The sequence below is a fragment of the Limnobacter parvus genome, from assembly GCF_024623725.1.
GTDB classification, from domain to species: Bacteria; Pseudomonadota; Gammaproteobacteria; order Burkholderiales; family Burkholderiaceae_B; genus Limnobacter; species Limnobacter parvus.
This window is the reverse complement of record NZ_JANKHG010000015.1, coordinates 70,594-86,743: the sequence shown is the minus strand read 5'-3', so window position 1 is coordinate 86,743 and position 16,150 is coordinate 70,594. Positions and strand designations below refer to the sequence as shown.

Annotated in this window: 13 protein-coding genes and 3 tRNA genes; 9 read left to right on the top strand and 7 right to left on the bottom strand. The window is 52.0% G+C overall.

The features are described from left to right. The 6 genes from NSP04_RS05380 to NSP04_RS05355 form a co-directional block, all read right to left on the bottom strand. The coding region (locus tag NSP04_RS05380) for a hypothetical protein (RefSeq protein ID WP_257511313.1) at positions 1–990 on the bottom strand (990 nt) is incomplete at its 3' end. Positions 991–1,090: 100 nt separating this feature from the next. Continuing rightward, the gene (locus NSP04_RS05375) at positions 1,091–2,590 is read right to left on the bottom strand and encodes a TolC family protein (protein ID WP_257511312.1); all 1,500 of its coding nucleotides are present in this window, start codon (positions 2,588–2,590) and stop codon (positions 1,091–1,093) included. A 167-nt stretch (positions 2,591–2,757) separates the two neighbouring features. Further along, complete coding sequence (locus NSP04_RS05370) at positions 2,758–4,095, bottom strand: HlyD family type I secretion periplasmic adaptor subunit (RefSeq protein ID WP_257511311.1); 1,338 nt, start codon at positions 4,093–4,095, stop codon at positions 2,758–2,760. A gap of 20 nt (positions 4,096–4,115) precedes the next feature. Further along, a complete protein-coding gene (locus NSP04_RS05365; protein ID WP_257511310.1) occupies positions 4,116–6,026 on the bottom strand; it encodes a peptidase domain-containing ABC transporter in 1,911 nt (636 codons plus the stop codon). A 14-nt stretch (positions 6,027–6,040) separates the two neighbouring features. Next, positions 6,041–6,457 carry a hypothetical protein gene (locus NSP04_RS05360; protein WP_257511309.1) on the bottom strand — a complete coding sequence of 139 codons (417 nt, stop codon included), beginning with the start codon at positions 6,455–6,457 and terminating at the stop codon, positions 6,041–6,043. A gap of 8 nt (positions 6,458–6,465) precedes the next feature. Further along, the gene (locus tag NSP04_RS05355; RefSeq protein WP_257511308.1) at positions 6,466–7,101 is read right to left on the bottom strand and encodes an RNA polymerase sigma factor; all 636 of its coding nucleotides are present in this window, start codon (positions 7,099–7,101) and stop codon (positions 6,466–6,468) included. A 407-nt stretch (positions 7,102–7,508) separates the two neighbouring features. Between NSP04_RS05355 and NSP04_RS14955 the strand changes: the two genes are divergently transcribed. From NSP04_RS14955 to NSP04_RS05310, 9 genes are all read left to right on the top strand, one after another. Beyond that, entirely contained in the window at positions 7,509–8,195 is a 687-nt protein-coding gene (locus NSP04_RS14955) for a response regulator transcription factor (protein ID WP_306815266.1), read from the top strand. 100 nt (positions 8,196–8,295) lie between these two features. Further along, positions 8,296–9,000 carry a 7-cyano-7-deazaguanine synthase QueC gene (queC, locus tag NSP04_RS05345; protein WP_257511307.1) on the top strand — a complete coding sequence of 235 codons (705 nt, stop codon included), beginning with the start codon at positions 8,296–8,298 and terminating at the stop codon, positions 8,998–9,000. A 163-nt stretch (positions 9,001–9,163) separates the two neighbouring features. Then, positions 9,164–9,239, top strand: a tRNA-Gly gene (locus NSP04_RS05340). Between the two features lie 66 nt (positions 9,240–9,305). Next, positions 9,306–9,379: transfer RNA gene (locus tag NSP04_RS05335), tRNA-Cys, on the top strand. A 15-nt stretch (positions 9,380–9,394) separates the two neighbouring features. Beyond that, positions 9,395–9,487, top strand: a tRNA-Leu gene (locus NSP04_RS05330). A 77-nt stretch (positions 9,488–9,564) separates the two neighbouring features. Further along, entirely contained in the window at positions 9,565–11,643 is a 2,079-nt protein-coding gene (gene metG / locus NSP04_RS05325; protein ID WP_257511306.1) for a methionine--tRNA ligase, read from the top strand. 8 nt (positions 11,644–11,651) lie between these two features. Further along, positions 11,652–13,358 carry a SulP family inorganic anion transporter gene (locus NSP04_RS05320; protein WP_257511305.1) on the top strand — a complete coding sequence of 569 codons (1,707 nt, stop codon included), beginning with the start codon at positions 11,652–11,654 and terminating at the stop codon, positions 13,356–13,358. Positions 13,359–13,403: 45 nt separating this feature from the next. After that, positions 13,404–13,586: a DUF3460 family protein gene (locus NSP04_RS05315; RefSeq protein WP_257511304.1), complete on the top strand. Its 183-nt coding sequence runs from the start codon at positions 13,404–13,406 to the stop codon at positions 13,584–13,586. 12 nt (positions 13,587–13,598) lie between these two features. Next, positions 13,599–14,477 carry a segregation and condensation protein A gene (locus NSP04_RS05310; protein WP_257511303.1) on the top strand — a complete coding sequence of 293 codons (879 nt, stop codon included), beginning with the start codon at positions 13,599–13,601 and terminating at the stop codon, positions 14,475–14,477. A gap of 504 nt (positions 14,478–14,981) precedes the next feature. Here the strand turns inward: NSP04_RS05310 and dnaJ are convergent. Beyond that, entirely contained in the window at positions 14,982–16,115 is a 1,134-nt protein-coding gene (gene dnaJ, locus NSP04_RS05305) for a molecular chaperone DnaJ (RefSeq protein ID WP_257511302.1), read from the bottom strand. Between the last annotated feature and the right edge of the window lie 35 nt (positions 16,116–16,150).

Sequence of the window (16,150 nt, the reverse complement as noted above, 5' to 3'; positions counted from 1 at the left end):
CACTGGGTCTGTGATGCCGTCCACAATCTCAATAATCGGATCGACTACAGGCGACAAATCCAAATCAGGCAATGAACCGACCAAAGAAGCAATGTCGTCAAACGTTGAGTCCAAATTCAACAAGCCATCGAGCTGGGGGCTTGAGCCCACATTTAAAGTACCCAACAAGTCGGTCAATGAAGTAGAAACTGATCCCGCATCGTTCAAAATTGAAAAGCCCAAATCAGTGCTGGACAATCCATTTTGAGCAGACAACTGGTTTTGTACCTCACCAGCCAACCCGTCGAATACGGGCTCAAAAGTACTGTTCAGCAATCCGATTTGATCCAATACTGCTTCAATGGCTTGCTGCAGGCTGTCAGCACTTGGGTTCGCACCCAAACCACCAACAAGACTCATCAGCGCGTCATCGGGGTTCACCCCGTTTCCATTTCCTTGCAGCATGGCCATTAGCTGTGAAAACTCTGCTGAGACGGGCACCATGCTACCGTCCGCGTTGGCAACTGGCTTTAACAAAGGAGAATTGTCAAGAATGCGGGAAATGTCTGCAGGCTGTGCCAGGGCCTTGTTGCCCAAGCCTGACAAAGTGGCAGATTCACCCACTGAATTCTTGCCAAACGTAACTGGAGCAGCACTGGCCACTTGTGCAGCCATGCCCATGGCGGAGCTCGCACCACCCATGTCTGCCGCGGCAACAGCGCCCAGCAAACCAGCACCCGAATAGGCTGGCGAAAGTCCAGAAAAGCTCGATCCGGAATTGGCCGGCAATGGAATTGAGCTTTTCGCAGCGACACCAGCAAAACCAGTGTTCGCACCCAGGCCCGAGAAATCATCGGTATTCAGAGTGGACTGCAAGAATTGCATATTCATCGCGTCTGGCGCGGCAAGCTGCTGTTCGACTCGCTCAATCGCAATGTCTTCCGCAGTGGTCTTGGTGTTATGAATGTCGTCGCCCATCTTTGTCATTCCTTTGGGAATTTCCCCGTTCATCCAAGTTTCTCAGGGTTACGTTGCCGCGAATGGATGAAGTAAGGCAGTAAAATGCCCCTTCTCGATGATTGTGGGCATTTTACTGACAAAAATCAAGGATTTACCGATAAAATCGAGGATCCAGAATGGGCGCTGGCCGAAGCGTTGGTCGGGTGTCTTTCTCGGCATCACTACCCTGCACCCTGCTGCGCTGCGAGCTTCTTTCCACTTCCAACTTTTGAGCGGGCGTTAAGACAAAACCCGCAGCTTTTTCCATTTCAGTCTGGCTTACATCCAGCCCCAGTTTCTCTGCAATTTTCTGGTCCGCAGGGCTACTGGCGATGTCCGCAGTGTCCTGCAAACTACTTTCCAAACGTTCACGCTCAGGGGATTGAGAGAAAAACAGACCAAACCAATCGGCCTCGGCACCCGGGGTGGGCATCATCAAACCCATGGCATGCATCAGGCGGAAGCTGGCGTCTCTCGCATCGAATACGGCATTGATGTATGCGATCAGCACGTTAAAGTATTCAACCTGCGCATCGAGCATCACAATCACGGTTTCACGTCCAAAATCGCGCAATCGTTTTCGGTTTTTAAATACCTGTAAAGAATCAACATACGCACCGCGCAGGGTCACTGAACGCGACTGCCCAGCGGTCCACTTGCCCCACTGAAAACGCACGCTTTCTTCAACACGCAATCGGGCCGCCGCCAATTGTGCTCGGCGTGTGTCAATGGTCGCCGCAGCCTGATTTACTCGGGCCACCTGTTCACCGCCTGAAAAGGCACTGTATTGCAAGCGAAGGTTCACCGAGCTGTCTGTTCTGTCCCCGGTGAACGGATCGGGCTCACCGAAAAACTGCTGGATCCCGACCAGGTTCAATGACGGATATTGGCTGGCTTCCTCAGCTGTGTAGTTATGTCTTGCCTTCACGATCTGACTTTCGGCAACCCGTATTTCCGGGTTGGAAAAAAGAGCCTTGGTTACCGCGTCATCGACCAGCTGGGGCAGCATGGTTCTCTGCACCTCCAACTCGGGCACATTGTAGCCTTCTGGGTATACGCCAAAGTAACGAAAATAAGTTGCACGGGCTTCTTCAAACTGGCCTTCGAAGTTGACCAGGCGATCTCGCGTCACTGCCAGACGTGCCTTGGCAAACTGGGCATCGGTCACGCCGCTGCCGCCAAGCTCAACTCGCCTTTCTTCAAGAGCCAAAAGCTGGGCTACAGCAGCTTCTGCAGCGCGCGAGGCCTCAACCAGCAAGGCATTTCTAGACAAAGTACTGCTTGCCAAAAAACTTTCCAGCACCACGTCCTGAATAGTTTCAACAAACTGACCATCGGCAATGGTGCCGTCAGTTTCAGCAGCTTTGACTCGAGCCGTGATACGCCCTGCTGTGTAGATGGGTTGCGACACGGTGATGTCAGTCGACTGCCGATTGGTCACAGTTGAACTGGAACTGGCATTTGCGCCCACTGTAATTCTTGGGAAATAAGCCGCCCGTGCTCCGTCTTCAATGAACTGCGAGGCATTGACATTAATGCGGGATGTGACTATTTCGGGATTGGTGCGCAGCATATTCAAAAAGCGTACCTTACTAAGCTCCTCCTTCGACATGGTTGCTGCTTCGGCAGGTGGAATTCTCCGAGCCAGGAACTCGTTCTCAGAGACGGCTTGCTGAGCACTTGCGGGGAAAGCGACAAGGCTCGAAACCATCGCACACAGCGCGTTTCGAGCCCATTGACCTTTGTGGGACTTTTTCAGTTGTGTTGTCATTTGCAACTTTAAGGCTCTCTGAAGGCTTCTTGCTTTAACTTCAATACGGGTTTTAACAAATAGTAAATGAACGGTTGTGAACCCACATTAATGTCCACATCTGCTGTCATACCCGGGGAAATTCGAAGTGGCGCATCGGGTGTACCGAAGAAAGCTTTGTCCGTGCTCACAATCAGGCGGTAATAAGGGCCGGTGTCCTCTGTGCCCGGGTCGGTATCAGCGGCAATTTGGGTCACTTTTCCAGGCAGGGTGCCGTAGCGCAAAAAGTCATAAGCCGACACTTTTACTTCAGAGGGCTGTTCCATCGACACGTAACCTCGATCGGCAGGAGACAAACGAGTTTCAACCACCAACACTTCATCAACCGGCACCACTTCCATGATCGGCTCGCCTTGTCGAACCACGTTGCCCACAGCCTGTAACTTCAGGTTTTTCACCACACCATCGATGGGCGATCGAATCACCGCACGGTCACGTTGATCGCTGGCTCTATTGATTTCATCTTTCAAACTGGCCAACTGTCTTTCGAGTGTGGTCAGTTCGTCTGCGGCTCGCCGTCTGAATTTGCCATCTTCTTCAACCCGACGCGCACGGCTTTGCCCCACTGAAGCCTGCGCCGATGCAATGGTTTGCCGCATCGAGGCGATCTCGGCAGTCAAACTGTCGTAGTCACGCTTCTTTGTCAAATACTCAAGCTGGGAAACCAGCCGTTCACGCACCAGTTCACGCGTAATTTCAAGTTCACGCAGTGTGGTCAAAGAGCGGTTCTCCAAACCGTCCAGTTTGGCTTGAAGCTCACCGACTTTGCCCTCGTTGCCCAACATTTGGCTGTCGTTCACGCCCAAAATGCCGTTTAATTCCGTAATGCGAGCAATATAGGTGGCCTGCTCGGTGCGGTACAAATCTGGATAATCTGCAATTATTTCGGAAGGGTATTCGGGCGGCCTGCCCGCTGCTTCACCCAGCAAACGGGCACGGCTCATTTCCAGCGCGGCACGTCGGCTTTTCAATTCCTCGATATTGATGCCAGAGGTGGCCAGATTCAACTGAACCAAAACAGCGCCCTCTTTAACCACATCGCCTTCCTTCACAGCGAGGTCTTGAACAATGCCGCCTTCCAAGTGCTGAATACTTTTAACGCGAGTAGATGGGACCACCTTGCCGGGCGCGGTCACCACTTGGTCCACACGCACAAACAAGGAAGCGAACAATGAAAGGGCAATCAAACCGAGGGCGAAACGACTTTTGGTGTCGAACCCGCCGCCAGAAGGCTTGTACAGTGCGGGCACTTCATAGGGCTTAAGCTCGTTTCTGCCAACTTCGGCCAATGCATTGTTGGACTTCATAATCTCTCTACCTTCGCTCATCACGCTTGGGCGGCTTTGCCGCCGTTGTCTGAACTGGATTCGCCCTCAAGCGTTTTCGTCATGGCCTCTGTACCCACCTGCGAAGCCGCCTTGGGTGCAGCAGCCACAGGCTTGGGTACGGAAATTCCATACAGCAACTTCAGCATTTCTGGTGTAGCTCCGACATGCAACTTCGACGTCTTGTCGAGGTAAATGATTTTGTCGCAGATCGACATAAGGCGAACCGAGTGGGTCACCATGATGATTGTTTTAACCGTGGCCAAGCTTTTGAAGACAGCCATTAAATGGGTTTCAGCCGCAAAATCCAGGTCATTGGTTGGTTCATCGAGCAACAGCACGGGTGCATCTGACAAAAATGCCTGGGTAATCGCAACGCGGCGGCGCTGCCCGCCCGAAAGTCGGTTACCGCCCTCGCCCACCTGAGTCATGTAACCATCGGGCATTTTGGCAATGAATTCATGGGCCCCAGAACGTTTTGCAGCCAGCAGAATTTGCTCATCGCTGGCATCGGGATTAGAGCGACGCAGGTTCTCAACGATGGTGCCCTCAAACAGTTGCGATGTTTGCGGCAAGAATCCGATCCATTTGGCGAGTTCCTGTCGTGAAAACTGCGACAAGTCATATTCATCCAGCAAAACACGCCCGCCTTGCGGTTCATACAAGCCACGCAACAATTTGAGCAATGTTGATTTACCTGCTCCGTTGTCACCAGCCAAACCATATATGCCGCGGGGACCAATTTGCGCTGAAACAGATTTCACCACTTCTTTCTGAGCACCCACATGCTGGTAACTCACATTTTCAAGGCGCAACGCGCCCGAAGGCATAGGAAGATTCAAACCAGTGTGCTGCTTTTCTTCATCCGCATCAAAAACCTTGTTCAAGCGATCAGTGGCTTCTCGGGAATGTGCAATTGAACGCCAGTGACCAGTCAACGCAGCCAAGGGACCAATCGCTTTGGCGGCAAGCATGTTTGATGCAATCAGTCCACCCACAGTCATCCATTGATTAATCACAGCGTAGGCACCCACCGCAGTGATGGCAACGTTCACGCACAGCATGATGGAAACTGACAGCTCTCGCTGGTCTTCCATTTCTCCATTTTTCTGAAATGACTCCTGTACCCAGGAATTGTAGCTAGATACCCAGGCGCGCTTGGCTGAATCGTCTTGCACCAAACTCTTGATGGCTTCACGGCCTCGGCATACCTCAGCCAACACTTCGTCGCGGCGGCGTGCTCGGGAAAATTCTTCAACCCTGCGCTTTCGGAATTCGCCTGAACTGTACCAAGACAAAGCCGCCAGACAAACAATACCCACCAAAACAACAGGCAATACGGGCAGTGCAATGGTCGCGATCAAACCGATTGCAAGGATAGCAAATGGCAAATCGAGAATGGTCATGGCAACAGCACCACTCCATACCACCCGCACTGTGTCTACATCCTTGAACAATGAATACCAGGCGGCGGTAGAACGCGCCTCGAGCTGACGCAAAGGAATTGCCAAAACCTTGTTCATCAATTTGCTGGCCACTTGCCCGTCGATTTTTACGGCAGCCACGCGCAACACACGGGCGCGAAATGAACGCAAAATAAGGTCTGCTGCCAGCAAAATGCCCATACCGATGAGCAAGGCAGTTAGCGTATTCAGACCAGAACGGTAAATAACCCGATCGTAAACCTGTAGGGCAAAAACAGCCGGGAACAAAGCCACAAGGTTCACAAAAATGGACAGCAAAGCCGCCCTCTTTAACAAGGGCATGGCGCTGCGAATGACGCCTTCCACAGTTTTGGAATTAGCTGGGGTTACCGTGTTTGACTCGGATTGCATTTCTTCGGACTTGTCAGGTTTAAGCCCGAAATTCCAGAGCGCTTCAAGTCTTTCTTTAAACAAATATTTAACCGACATCGCAAATCCCTTGTTTACACAGCACCCGCCGAACCAGCCATGCGCAACTGCTGCGCCTTCAAACGCTCAAGCAACACCAAATAGGAGGCAATGAGTCGAACAACCGCAGGTCGCATGCCAGCCAACTGCTCTCGAGTCAATCGGGCCAACGGATTTTCCAGCTTGGGTGTTGATTCAGGATGCGCTTCAATGGCCTTGCACACGCGATCGAACACGCTGCTTAACGCCGCATCGACCTCGGCTTCTGACATTGTTGGGTAAAGCACGTTGGGTTTGGAATCAATCAGGCTCAAACGCTCTTGCCAGCCAAGAACCGATTTGGCCAGAACTGAATCTGTTCGCAACAGGCCTTCAAAAGCCGTGCGCTCGACGCCACGCATCACACCCAGCACATAATCTGCGGCCAGCCAGTTTTTTTCATCGTCAGTCATGTGGCCTCCTAGACCAAAAAGCCTGATTGTTCAGCGTCTTTTCTGCGGGAATTGTTCGCCGCCATTGCCACCAAACCGTCTGACTGAAATTCATCGTAAACAGCTTTCAATTCAATCAATCCTCGCCTAACCCAGGTTTTTACTGTACCCAGCGGTACCTCGAGGTGCTCTGATATTTCTGCATGGCTCATTCCATGGGTGTAAGCCAAGGTCAACACCTGTCGGTACTTTCCTTCAAGCTTTTGCACGCAGGCCTGCATCACGCGGCCACTTTCCTTGTCGTCACTGCATACAGAATGGGCCTCAAATACCAAGTCGTTGGAATCGTCGTCAGGATCTGAAAATTGATCCAGTGAAATTGAATTCACCGTATGACCGTTTTGAGCCAACAGATCCAGCGCCCGGTTACGAACGACTTGGTGAAGCCAAGTTTCGGGCGCAGAAAGCTTGTTGTTGAAGGTATGCGCGTAACGCCATAAACGAATATAAGCATCTTGGAGTACATCTTGGGCCATACCAGGCTCCCGAACGATGCGCAGGGCAACTGCAAACATCTTTCGGGACGTGAGCTGATACAACTGCTCGAACGCCTGCCGATCGCGGTTTGCAATTCGTTCAATTAAAGATGCAAGCTCTTCTCTCAACCTAGCTGTCCCCAAGATGGAATGTCTGTGTGTTTGAAATGTCCTGTTACTGTCAATTTACAGTCAGCACGGATCTTTGGTTCTATCAAAAAGGCCAAGTTTTACTGCTCAAACCACTGAATGGGGGTGCCCCAGGTGAGTGATGTAACCCTAGAGTATCCCTCGGTCTAGGGATACTAGCAAAAGTTCCGATTGGCGAACAGTACTTACACTGTCTATTTGCTTACACAGGCACTAAAAAGCCGGGCCCCCATGCTGCTCAACCTCGCGACAATTACCTACATCGCTGAATCCAAAATTTCCCGCCAGAAGTACAAATCCAATAAGCGACAACCCCAACAATTCTAAGCGGGACGAACATGACCTTTATTCCGAGCTGGCCAAGCCAGTCAACCGTGGGTGGGACTATGAAGAACGACAAAAGCCTGGCAGGTCGACCAACATCATCTCGAGGCACCGGCATTCATGATCCATCACCCCTGCGAACGGTCAGCTTGCAACCCATGTTCGTCACCAATCGAACCACATTGGAAGAAATTGACAATCACCTCGCGAATGCCGAAACCCGAATTGTTGTGATTACAATCGAGAAAGGAAATAGGCACGGCGAATCTGTAGTTCATCACATTGGTGCCCACTACGCAGATGTGAGAGTGGTTTTGGTTTGTGAAGGAAGCGCGCAGGATATTTTGGCTATGGCCTTCAAGCCAGGGGTTTGGGCTTGTGTCAGCCGACAGTCTTCGGTCGAGACACTCCGTGAGGCAATCGACACCGTGGCAACCGGTGTACGCTATGTGGCGCCAGAATTGGTAAGTAATCGTTCCCCCATCAATCAAGCTGGCGCTGAGCGAGTGGAGCAATCCAGCCAAATGCACGCTTTTGTGGATCAGGAAGAAGGCACCCAACTGACGCGCAGGGAACGTCAGGTGTTGACGCTGATCGCCCAAGGCCGTCCGCGCAGGGAAATTGCCGAGCTGCTTAAGGTGTCCCCTCGAACCATCGACGCGTACCGCGCCCGCCTGTTACAAAAACTGAATCTGGATTCAAGCGTGCAACTTGTGAAGTACGCCATTTCAACTGGCATGGCCAGCTAGATATTAGTAACCACATTCCCTTAAACCCCGCGTGATGTAGCGGGGTTTTTTATTTGTGCCGTTAAAATAGTGGTTTTACCGCGCTCCGATTTCAACAACTATGAAAAGAAAAGCCCTCGTGCTGTTTTCAGGTGGGCAAGACAGCACAGTGTGCCTGGCTTGGGCCCTGTCCAAATTCGACCATGTAGAAACCATTGGCTTTGACTACGGCCAGCGGCATCGCATCGAACTGGAATGTCGCCTGACAGTATTAGAGCAACTCAAGGCCCAGTTTCCAGAATGGGCTGCCAAACTGGGTGAAGACCGGGTCATTGACTTAAGCTGGCTTGGGCAGATTTCTGATTGCGCCTTAACAGAGGAACGCGAAATCGAGCTTAGTGAGAACGGACTGCCCAATACCTTCGTACCGGGCCGCAACCTTGTTTTCTTCCTGATTTCATCCGCGGTGGCTTATCGCCGAGGTTTGTCGACACTGGTCGGTGGCATGTGTCAAACCGATTTTTCAGGTTACCCGGACTGCCGGGAAGACACATTAAAAGCATTGCAAGTAGCCACCAACCTGGGCATGGCCAGCTCATTCCGTTTTGAGACACCGCTGATGTGGATCAACAAAACAGAAACATTTCACCTGGGCGAGCAGTTGGGCGGCGCAGAATTGATCGAAATCCTTCGTCGCGATACACACACTTGCTACACAGGAGACCGCACACTCGAACATCCTTGGGGTTTTGGTTGCGACGAATGCCCCGCCTGTGATTTGCGCCAGCGCGGCTGGAATAACTACATTTCACAGCAGAATCAATAGCTTGAAATGGAAATAGTCGACCCAACGGAAAACCGCATCTGGCTTGGTTTTGCACAATCTTTAAGCAAGAAGAGAATAATTAAAATTATTTGTCAAAAACGTTTGACACAAAAAATTTTCTTGCTATAATTTCGTTCTCTCAGCGACGTCAAGTCGTTGAAATGCGGGAATAGCTCAGTTGGTAGAGCGATACCTTGCCAAGGTATAGGTCGCGAGTTCGAGTCTCGTTTCCCGCTCCAAATTCCTAAGGGGAAGTGATACACTTCCCCTTTTCTTTGCCCGCCATATTTTGGTGGAACACCCTTGGCGGGGTGGCAGAGTGGTCATGCAGCGGACTGCAACTCCGTGTACGCCGGTTCGATTCCGACCCCCGCCTCCAAGTTTTTACCCATCTGCCCGGGTGGTGAAATTGGTAGACACAACGGACTTAAAATCCGTCGCTTACCGTAAAAGGGGCGTACCGGTTCGATTCCGGTCCCGGGCACCACAGCTAAGCACTTCTCACACTATCAATCGCGCGTACAATGGAGCATTGCATCTAGAACAACCTCAAAGAACCACACCGTGACTCGCCGAATTCTTGTTACCTCTGCCCTGCCGTATGCCAACGGTGCCATTCACTTGGGCCACTTGGTCGAATACATTCAAACCGACATCTGGGTTCGCTTTCAGAAAATGCAAAGCAACGAGGTGTATTACGTGTGCGCCGACGACACGCATGGCACACCGGTTATGTTGCGCGCGCAAGCCGAGGGGATTAGCCCTGAGGAACTGATTGCGCGCGTTAGCACCGAGCACCAACGGGATTTCGCCAGTTTCCATGTGGGTTTTGACAATTACTATTCCACCAACGCGCCCGAAAACAAAGCGCATTGTGAGACCATTTACACACGCCTGCGCAACGCGGGCTTGATTCAAACCCGCTCGGTGGAACAATTTTACGACCCGGTCAAGGAAATGTTTCTGCCCGACCGCTTCATCAAGGGCGAGTGCCCCAAATGCGGCGCGAAAGACCAATACGGCGATTCTTGCGAGGCCTGTGGCGCCACTTATCAGCCCACAGAGCTGAAAAACGCCTACTCCACCGTTTCCGGTGCAGCGCCTGTACGCAAAAGCTCTGACCATTATTTCTTCAAACTTTCCGATCCGCGCTGCGAGAACTTCCTGCGCCAATGGACCCAAAGCCCAGGTCGCTTGCAAGTGGAAGCCAGCCGCAAAATGCAGGAATGGCTAGGTGAAGAAGGCAGCGGCAAATTGGCCGACTGGGACATTTCCCGCGATGCACCCTACTTCGGTTTCGAGATTCCAGACGCACCAGGCAAATACTTCTACGTATGGCTAGACGCGCCAGTGGGCTACTTCGCGAGTTTCCAAAACCTGTGCGAACGGATTGGTGTGGATTATCAGGAATTCCTGAAAGCTGACACCAATACCGAGATGATTCACTTCATCGGCAAAGACATTCTGTATTTCCACGCACTGTTCTGGCCCGCCATGCTTGAATTCGCGGGTTTGCGTACGCCCACCAAGGTGAATGCACACGGCTTCCTGACCGTGGATGGCGCAAAAATGAGCAAAAGCCGCGGCACCTTCATTACTGCCGAAAGCTACATTCAACAGGGCATGAATCCGGAATGGCTGCGCTACTACTTTGCCGCCAAACTGAATTCCACGATGGAAGACCTGGATTTGAGTTTTGCGGATTTCACCGCCCGTGTGAACAGCGACTTGGTGGGCAAGTACATCAACATTGCAAGCCGCAGCGCAGGCTTTTTGGTGAAAAACTTCGAAGGCCGTGTGCTTGATACCGCCATGCAGCACCCCCTGCTTCTTGAAATTCGCGCACAAGCCGCCGCCATTGCCACGCATTACGACGAACGCGAATTCGGCAAGGCCATTCGCGAAGTAATGGCCTGTGCCGACAAAGTTAACGCCTTTGTGGATCAGGAAAAGCCTTGGGAACTTGCGAAAACCCCAGACAAACAACTGGAACTGCAAACTGCATGTTCAATTTGCCTTGAAGCTTTCCGCTTGCTAACCCTGTACCTGAAGCCAGTGCTGCCCGTTCTGGCCGGCAACGCAGAGAATATTTTGGGTGTGGCCCCCATGACCTGGGCCGATGTAAACACACCGCTTGGCAGCGCCACACCCGTTCAGGCCTTCAAACACTTGATGCAACGTGTGGATCAAAAGCAGATTGACGCATTAATTGATGCGAACAAGCAGTCGCTGGCGCCAGCTGCTCAACCCGCTGCGGCGGCGAAAACAGCAGCCAAAGCGTCCAGCGCGAATGCAAGCACCACGTCAGGAGAATTCATCAGTATTGATGACTTCACCAAAATCGAATTGCGAATCGGCCTTGTGAAAGAATGCAAAGCTGTTGAGGGATCGACCAAGTTATTGCAATTAACCGTCGATCTTGGTGAAGAAAAGCCCCGCAACATTTTCTCGGGCATTGCCGCGCATTATCAGCCTGAAAACCTGACTGGGCAATTCGTAGTGGTGGTTGCCAACCTGGCCCCCAGAAAAATGAAGTTTGGTGTATCTGAGGGCATGGTGCTGTGCGCGGCCTCTGACAACGACCAAGCGCTGAGTACCCTGACTGCCTTGGGCAAACTTACCCCGGGAATGAAAATAAGCTAAAGGAATACATGGCCAAACCCCAGTTTCTGAAAACGCTCAAGCCTTTCAAGCCACGTATTGTCGGCAGCTTGCAGGGGTACAACTCCCAGCGTTTTTTGAAAGACCTGGGGGCCGGTATTACAGTAGGTATCGTCGCCCTTCCCCTGGCCATGGCTTTTGCCATCGCCAGCGGGCTTGAACCGCAAACAGGTTTATTCACTGCCATCGTGGCAGGCTTCATCATTTCGGCCTTCGGTGGTTCAAGCGTACAAATTGGCGGCCCGGCAGGCGCCTTTATTGTGGTGGTGCTGGGCATTGTGAACCAATACGGCGTGGCCAATCTGATCGCCTGCACCCTGATGGCCGGTGTGCTTTTGTTCATGATGGGGCTGACCGGCTTGGGCAGCCTGGTGCGTTTAATCCCGGTAAGCATAGTGATTGGTTTCACCAACGGCATTGCGGTGCTGATTGCCCTATCGCAAATCAAAGACTTTTTCGGCTTAGATATCGGCATTACCCAAGGCAATTTTTTCGAGAAAAACTGGGCACTGCTACAGTCCATACCGGGGCTCAACTGGTCAGCCTTTGTGCTGGCCAGCATCAGCCTGGCCTTCCTTTTTTTGTGGCCAAAATTATTTGCGGTGCTCGCCAAGGGGCACACTCAGGGCCGCTTTCCAAAAATGCTGCAAAGCGTGCCCGGTTCGGTGATATTGCTTGTGGCAGGTACTTTGGTGTCTTTCTTGTTGGGGTTAAATGTTGAAACCATTGGCAGCAAGTTTGGTGAAATTCCTCGAAGCCTGCCCACCCTGGCTTGGCCTTCGATTGAACTGGCCAGCGTACAAACACTGATCGGCCCAACACTCACGATTGCATTTCTGTGTGCAATTGAATCGCTGCTGTGCGCTCGCGTGGCCGATGGCATTACCCATGAAAAACACGACCCCAATCAGGAGCTGATGGCGCAAGGTTTGGCCAATATGGCATCGCCCTTGTTTGGCGGCATGCCCGCCACAGGCACCATTGCACGCACAGTCACCAACATCCGATCAGGAGGCAACTCGCCGGTTGCCGGTATTGTTCACGCCTTCACCTTGTTGATTATCATGCTGCTTGCAGCCCCTTTGGCGTTTCACATACCGCTGGCGGTGTTGTCCGCAGTGCTGATGTACGTGGCCTACAACATGGGTGAATGGCGTGAATTCCCGAAATTGAAGCAGTACACAGCCATGTACAAGGTCATCATGCTGGCCACATTCTTGCTGACCGTTGTGGTTGACCTGACCGTGGCGGTGCAGGTGGGCTTGGTGCTGGCAGGCGTATTCTTCATTTACCGGGTTTCAACGCTGACCGAGTTCATTCCGATTTATCTGAAGGATGAAGACCGCGCAAAAGGCATTGTGGCCTACAAAATTTACGGCTCACTGTTTTTCGCAGTGGTTGGGAAAATCGAAAACCTGATTTTAAACACCCACAATTCAACAAAAGTGTTGATTCTTGACTTGCATCAAACGATATCGATTGACACCACTGCCCTGGAAGGGCTTCAGGAATTGAATTCCGACCTTCACCGTGCTGGCCACACTGTAATATTCGCTGGCTTGAACAGCCAGGCATTGTCATTATTCAAACGCAGCGGGTTTGCTGCGCAATTGCTCCCCGGTCAAATCCAGGACGACTTTTCTGCAGCCATGGCACATGCGCATGCAATTTCTGTCGAGGATCAGGCTGGCGCCTGATAAAATAGAAAAAATCCTTATAAACCATTTATTTGGCACACCACCATGCAATATGAATCGGAAGTAACCCAGTTTTTGACGCAACTCAAGAACGAACGCCCCCACCTGGAAGGCGAGCAATTAAAAGGCCGCTCTTTGCTGTGGGACAAACAATTGAACCTTAAGCTTCAAGAAGATTTCAAAGAAGCCAAAGTGCCGCAAAAGCCTTACGTGTATCAAAACAAGTAGGGCAGCAAGCACTTGAGCAGCGATCTGGAAGACGTCAGCGTTCTAACCCCCAAAGACAGCACACCCAATACAGTGGATGGCGTGGGTTTGGCGCGCCTGTATGGTTCGCCGCTGTTCAACATGCCCAAAGACCTTTACATACCACCAGATGCGCTGGAAATTTTTCTAGAGGCCTTCGAAGGGCCGCTCGACCTGCTGCTATACCTGATTCGCAAGCAAAACTTCAACATTCTCGACATCCCAATGGCTGAGTTGACTCGCCAGTATTTAACCTATGTCGAGGAAATTCGTACCCGCAACCTGGAATTGGCGGCTGAATACCTGTTGATGGCAGCCATGCTGATCGAGATTAAATCTCGCATGTTGTTGCCGGTTATTCCAAAAGATGGCGAAGACGAAGCCGAAGACCCTCGCGCTGAACTGGCCCGCCGCCTGATTGAATATGAGCAAATGAAGCTGGCCGCACAGGACCTGGACAAAGTTCCACTGGTGGGTCGCGATTTCTGGATAGCACACGCGTACCACGACCCCAACACTGTTGAACGTTTTCCAGATGTAAACCCGGATGAACTGCGTGATGCGTGGCAAGCCATTTTGCGCCGTGCTTCGTTGGTGAAAGCACACACCATTTCACGTGAAGAATTGTCAGTGCGTGAACACATGACGATGATTTTGCGCCGCCTGCAAACTCAAAAGTTTGTGGAGTTTTTTGACATGTTTGACATTGAACGTGGCGTGCCTGTGGTGGTGGTGAACTTCATCGCCATGCTGGAACTGACCCGCGAGGGTTTGGTGAAAGTAACGCAGGCAGAACCGTTTGCGCCGATCTATGTTCGGTTGGGGTATGAAGCTACCGGTGGCAGTGGTGCAGACAGCATCTTACCGATTTGATTTCATTTGCAACGCCGCTGTTTTAATGCATCTGCGAAGCCGCATGCCCTCCACCACCTGAAAGCCTGACTACCCCCTCCTTGTTGAATTCCCTGCCCTAAGCACACCCGCCAAAAAAGCAGGCGGGCTGCGCTTTCGGCGTTGCCGAACGGAAAGGGAATGCAACAAACGGGCAGGCTTTCTTGAAGGTGGATGGACGGCAATGCGAACTTCGCAGATGCTTGAACAGGTTGGTGAGTTGCTTAATTCAAAGCGATGCGGCTCTGGCTGTTGCAGATGGATACGTAATTGGTTAGCAGGTACCGCATTGGATTCTGCCGATTCAGATCAAGGCGCCCGGTTTGATTCACAGCGAGGTGCGACCTGCAAGGTCGATGCGAACAAGCCTTTGGCTTTTCGCATACACCGAGTAAGAATCAATACCGGGGAATTCGACTTGATCAAGGCAGAATCCAATGCGGTACCTGCTAACCAACAATCAATTCAACCCGAGGTGCATCACATTCAGCCAAAGAAATCCTTCACCTTGTCCATCCAACCCTTCGCCCGTGGGGAATGCTTGTCACCATCGGCCGTGCAAGATTGCTCAAATTCCTTCAGCAACTCCTTCTGTCTTTCTGACAAGCGCACTGGCGTTTCCACCACAATGTGGCAGAACAAGTCACCAGGGTAAGACGAACGAACGCCCTTGATGCCTTTGCCACGCAAGCGGAAAGTTTTGCCAGTCTGCGTGCCTTCCGGAATGTCAAAAGAGGCCTTGCCGCCCAAAGTGGGCACTTCAATGGTGCCACCCAAAGCCGCAGCCGCGAATGAAACCGGCATTTCGCAGTGCAGGTCATCGCCATCGCGCTGGAACACAGAATGTTCCTTCAGGTGCACTTCAACATACAAGTCGCCAGCCGGGCCGCCATTCACGCCTGGCTCGCCTTTGCCGCTCAAGCGAATTCGCATGCCATCGTCAATACCGGCAGGTACTTTCACTTCCAGGGTTTTGTTGGTTTTCTTGCGCCCCAAACCTTCGCAGTCGTTGCAAGGGTGCGGAATCATCTTGCCTGTGCCATGGCATTTCGGGCAGGTTTGCTGAACACTGAAAAAACCTTGCGTCATGCGCACGGCACCCGAGCCACCACAAGTGGAACAGGTTTCAGGTTTCGTACCGGGCTTGGCGCCGCTACCAGAACAGGTGCCGCAGTTGTCCCACACAGGCACGCGAATCTGGGTTTCAAAACCCTTGGCCGCCTGCTCCAACGTAATTTCCATGTTGTACTTCAGGTCGGAACCACGGTACATCTGTGACTGGCGCGAACCACCGCCGCCGCCTGCACGGCCGCCAAAAATATCTCCGAAAATATCGCCAAACGCATCGGAGAAATCCGAGAAGCCGCCGGCGCCACCTGCACCGCCCATGTTCGGGTCCACGCCTGCATGGCCATGCCTGTCATAGGCTGCACGCTTCTTGGGGTCGGTCAACATTTCGTAGGCTTCTTTGGCCTCTTTGAATTTGGCCTCCGCATCCTTGCTGTCTGGGTTGCGGTCTGGATGGTACTTCATGGCCATTTTTCGATAGGCTTTTTTCAGCTCATCGTCAGTGGCATTTTTTTGTACACCCAAAATATCGTAGAAGTCCCGTTTTGCCATGTCAGTCTCGATTCACGCAGTTCACGGAGTTCGCG

What these genes read in the sequence shown, in the direction of transcription:
- NSP04_RS05375 (WP_257511312.1), bottom strand. Translation starts at nt 2,590, where the DNA reads ATGTCGAAGGAGGAGCTTAGTAAGGTACGCTTTTTGAATATGCTGCGC.
- NSP04_RS05370 (WP_257511311.1), bottom strand. Translation starts at nt 4,095, where the DNA reads ATGAAGTCCAACAATGCATTGGCCGAAGTTGGCAGAAACGAGCTTAAG.
- NSP04_RS05365 (WP_257511310.1), bottom strand. Translation starts at nt 6,026, where the DNA reads ATGTCGGTTAAATATTTGTTTAAAGAAAGACTTGAAGCGCTCTGGAAT.
- NSP04_RS05360 (WP_257511309.1), bottom strand. Translation starts at nt 6,457, where the DNA reads ATGACTGACGATGAAAAAAACTGGCTGGCCGCAGATTATGTGCTGGGT.
- NSP04_RS14955 (WP_306815266.1), top strand. Translation starts at nt 7,509, where the DNA reads ATGAAGAACGACAAAAGCCTGGCAGGTCGACCAACATCATCTCGAGGC.
- queC (WP_257511307.1), top strand. Translation starts at nt 8,296, where the DNA reads ATGAAAAGAAAAGCCCTCGTGCTGTTTTCAGGTGGGCAAGACAGCACA.
- NSP04_RS05320 (WP_257511305.1), top strand. Translation starts at nt 11,652, where the DNA reads ATGGCCAAACCCCAGTTTCTGAAAACGCTCAAGCCTTTCAAGCCACGT.
- NSP04_RS05315 (WP_257511304.1), top strand. Translation starts at nt 13,404, where the DNA reads ATGCAATATGAATCGGAAGTAACCCAGTTTTTGACGCAACTCAAGAAC.
- dnaJ (WP_257511302.1), bottom strand. Translation starts at nt 16,115, where the DNA reads ATGGCAAAACGGGACTTCTACGATATTTTGGGTGTACAAAAAAATGCC.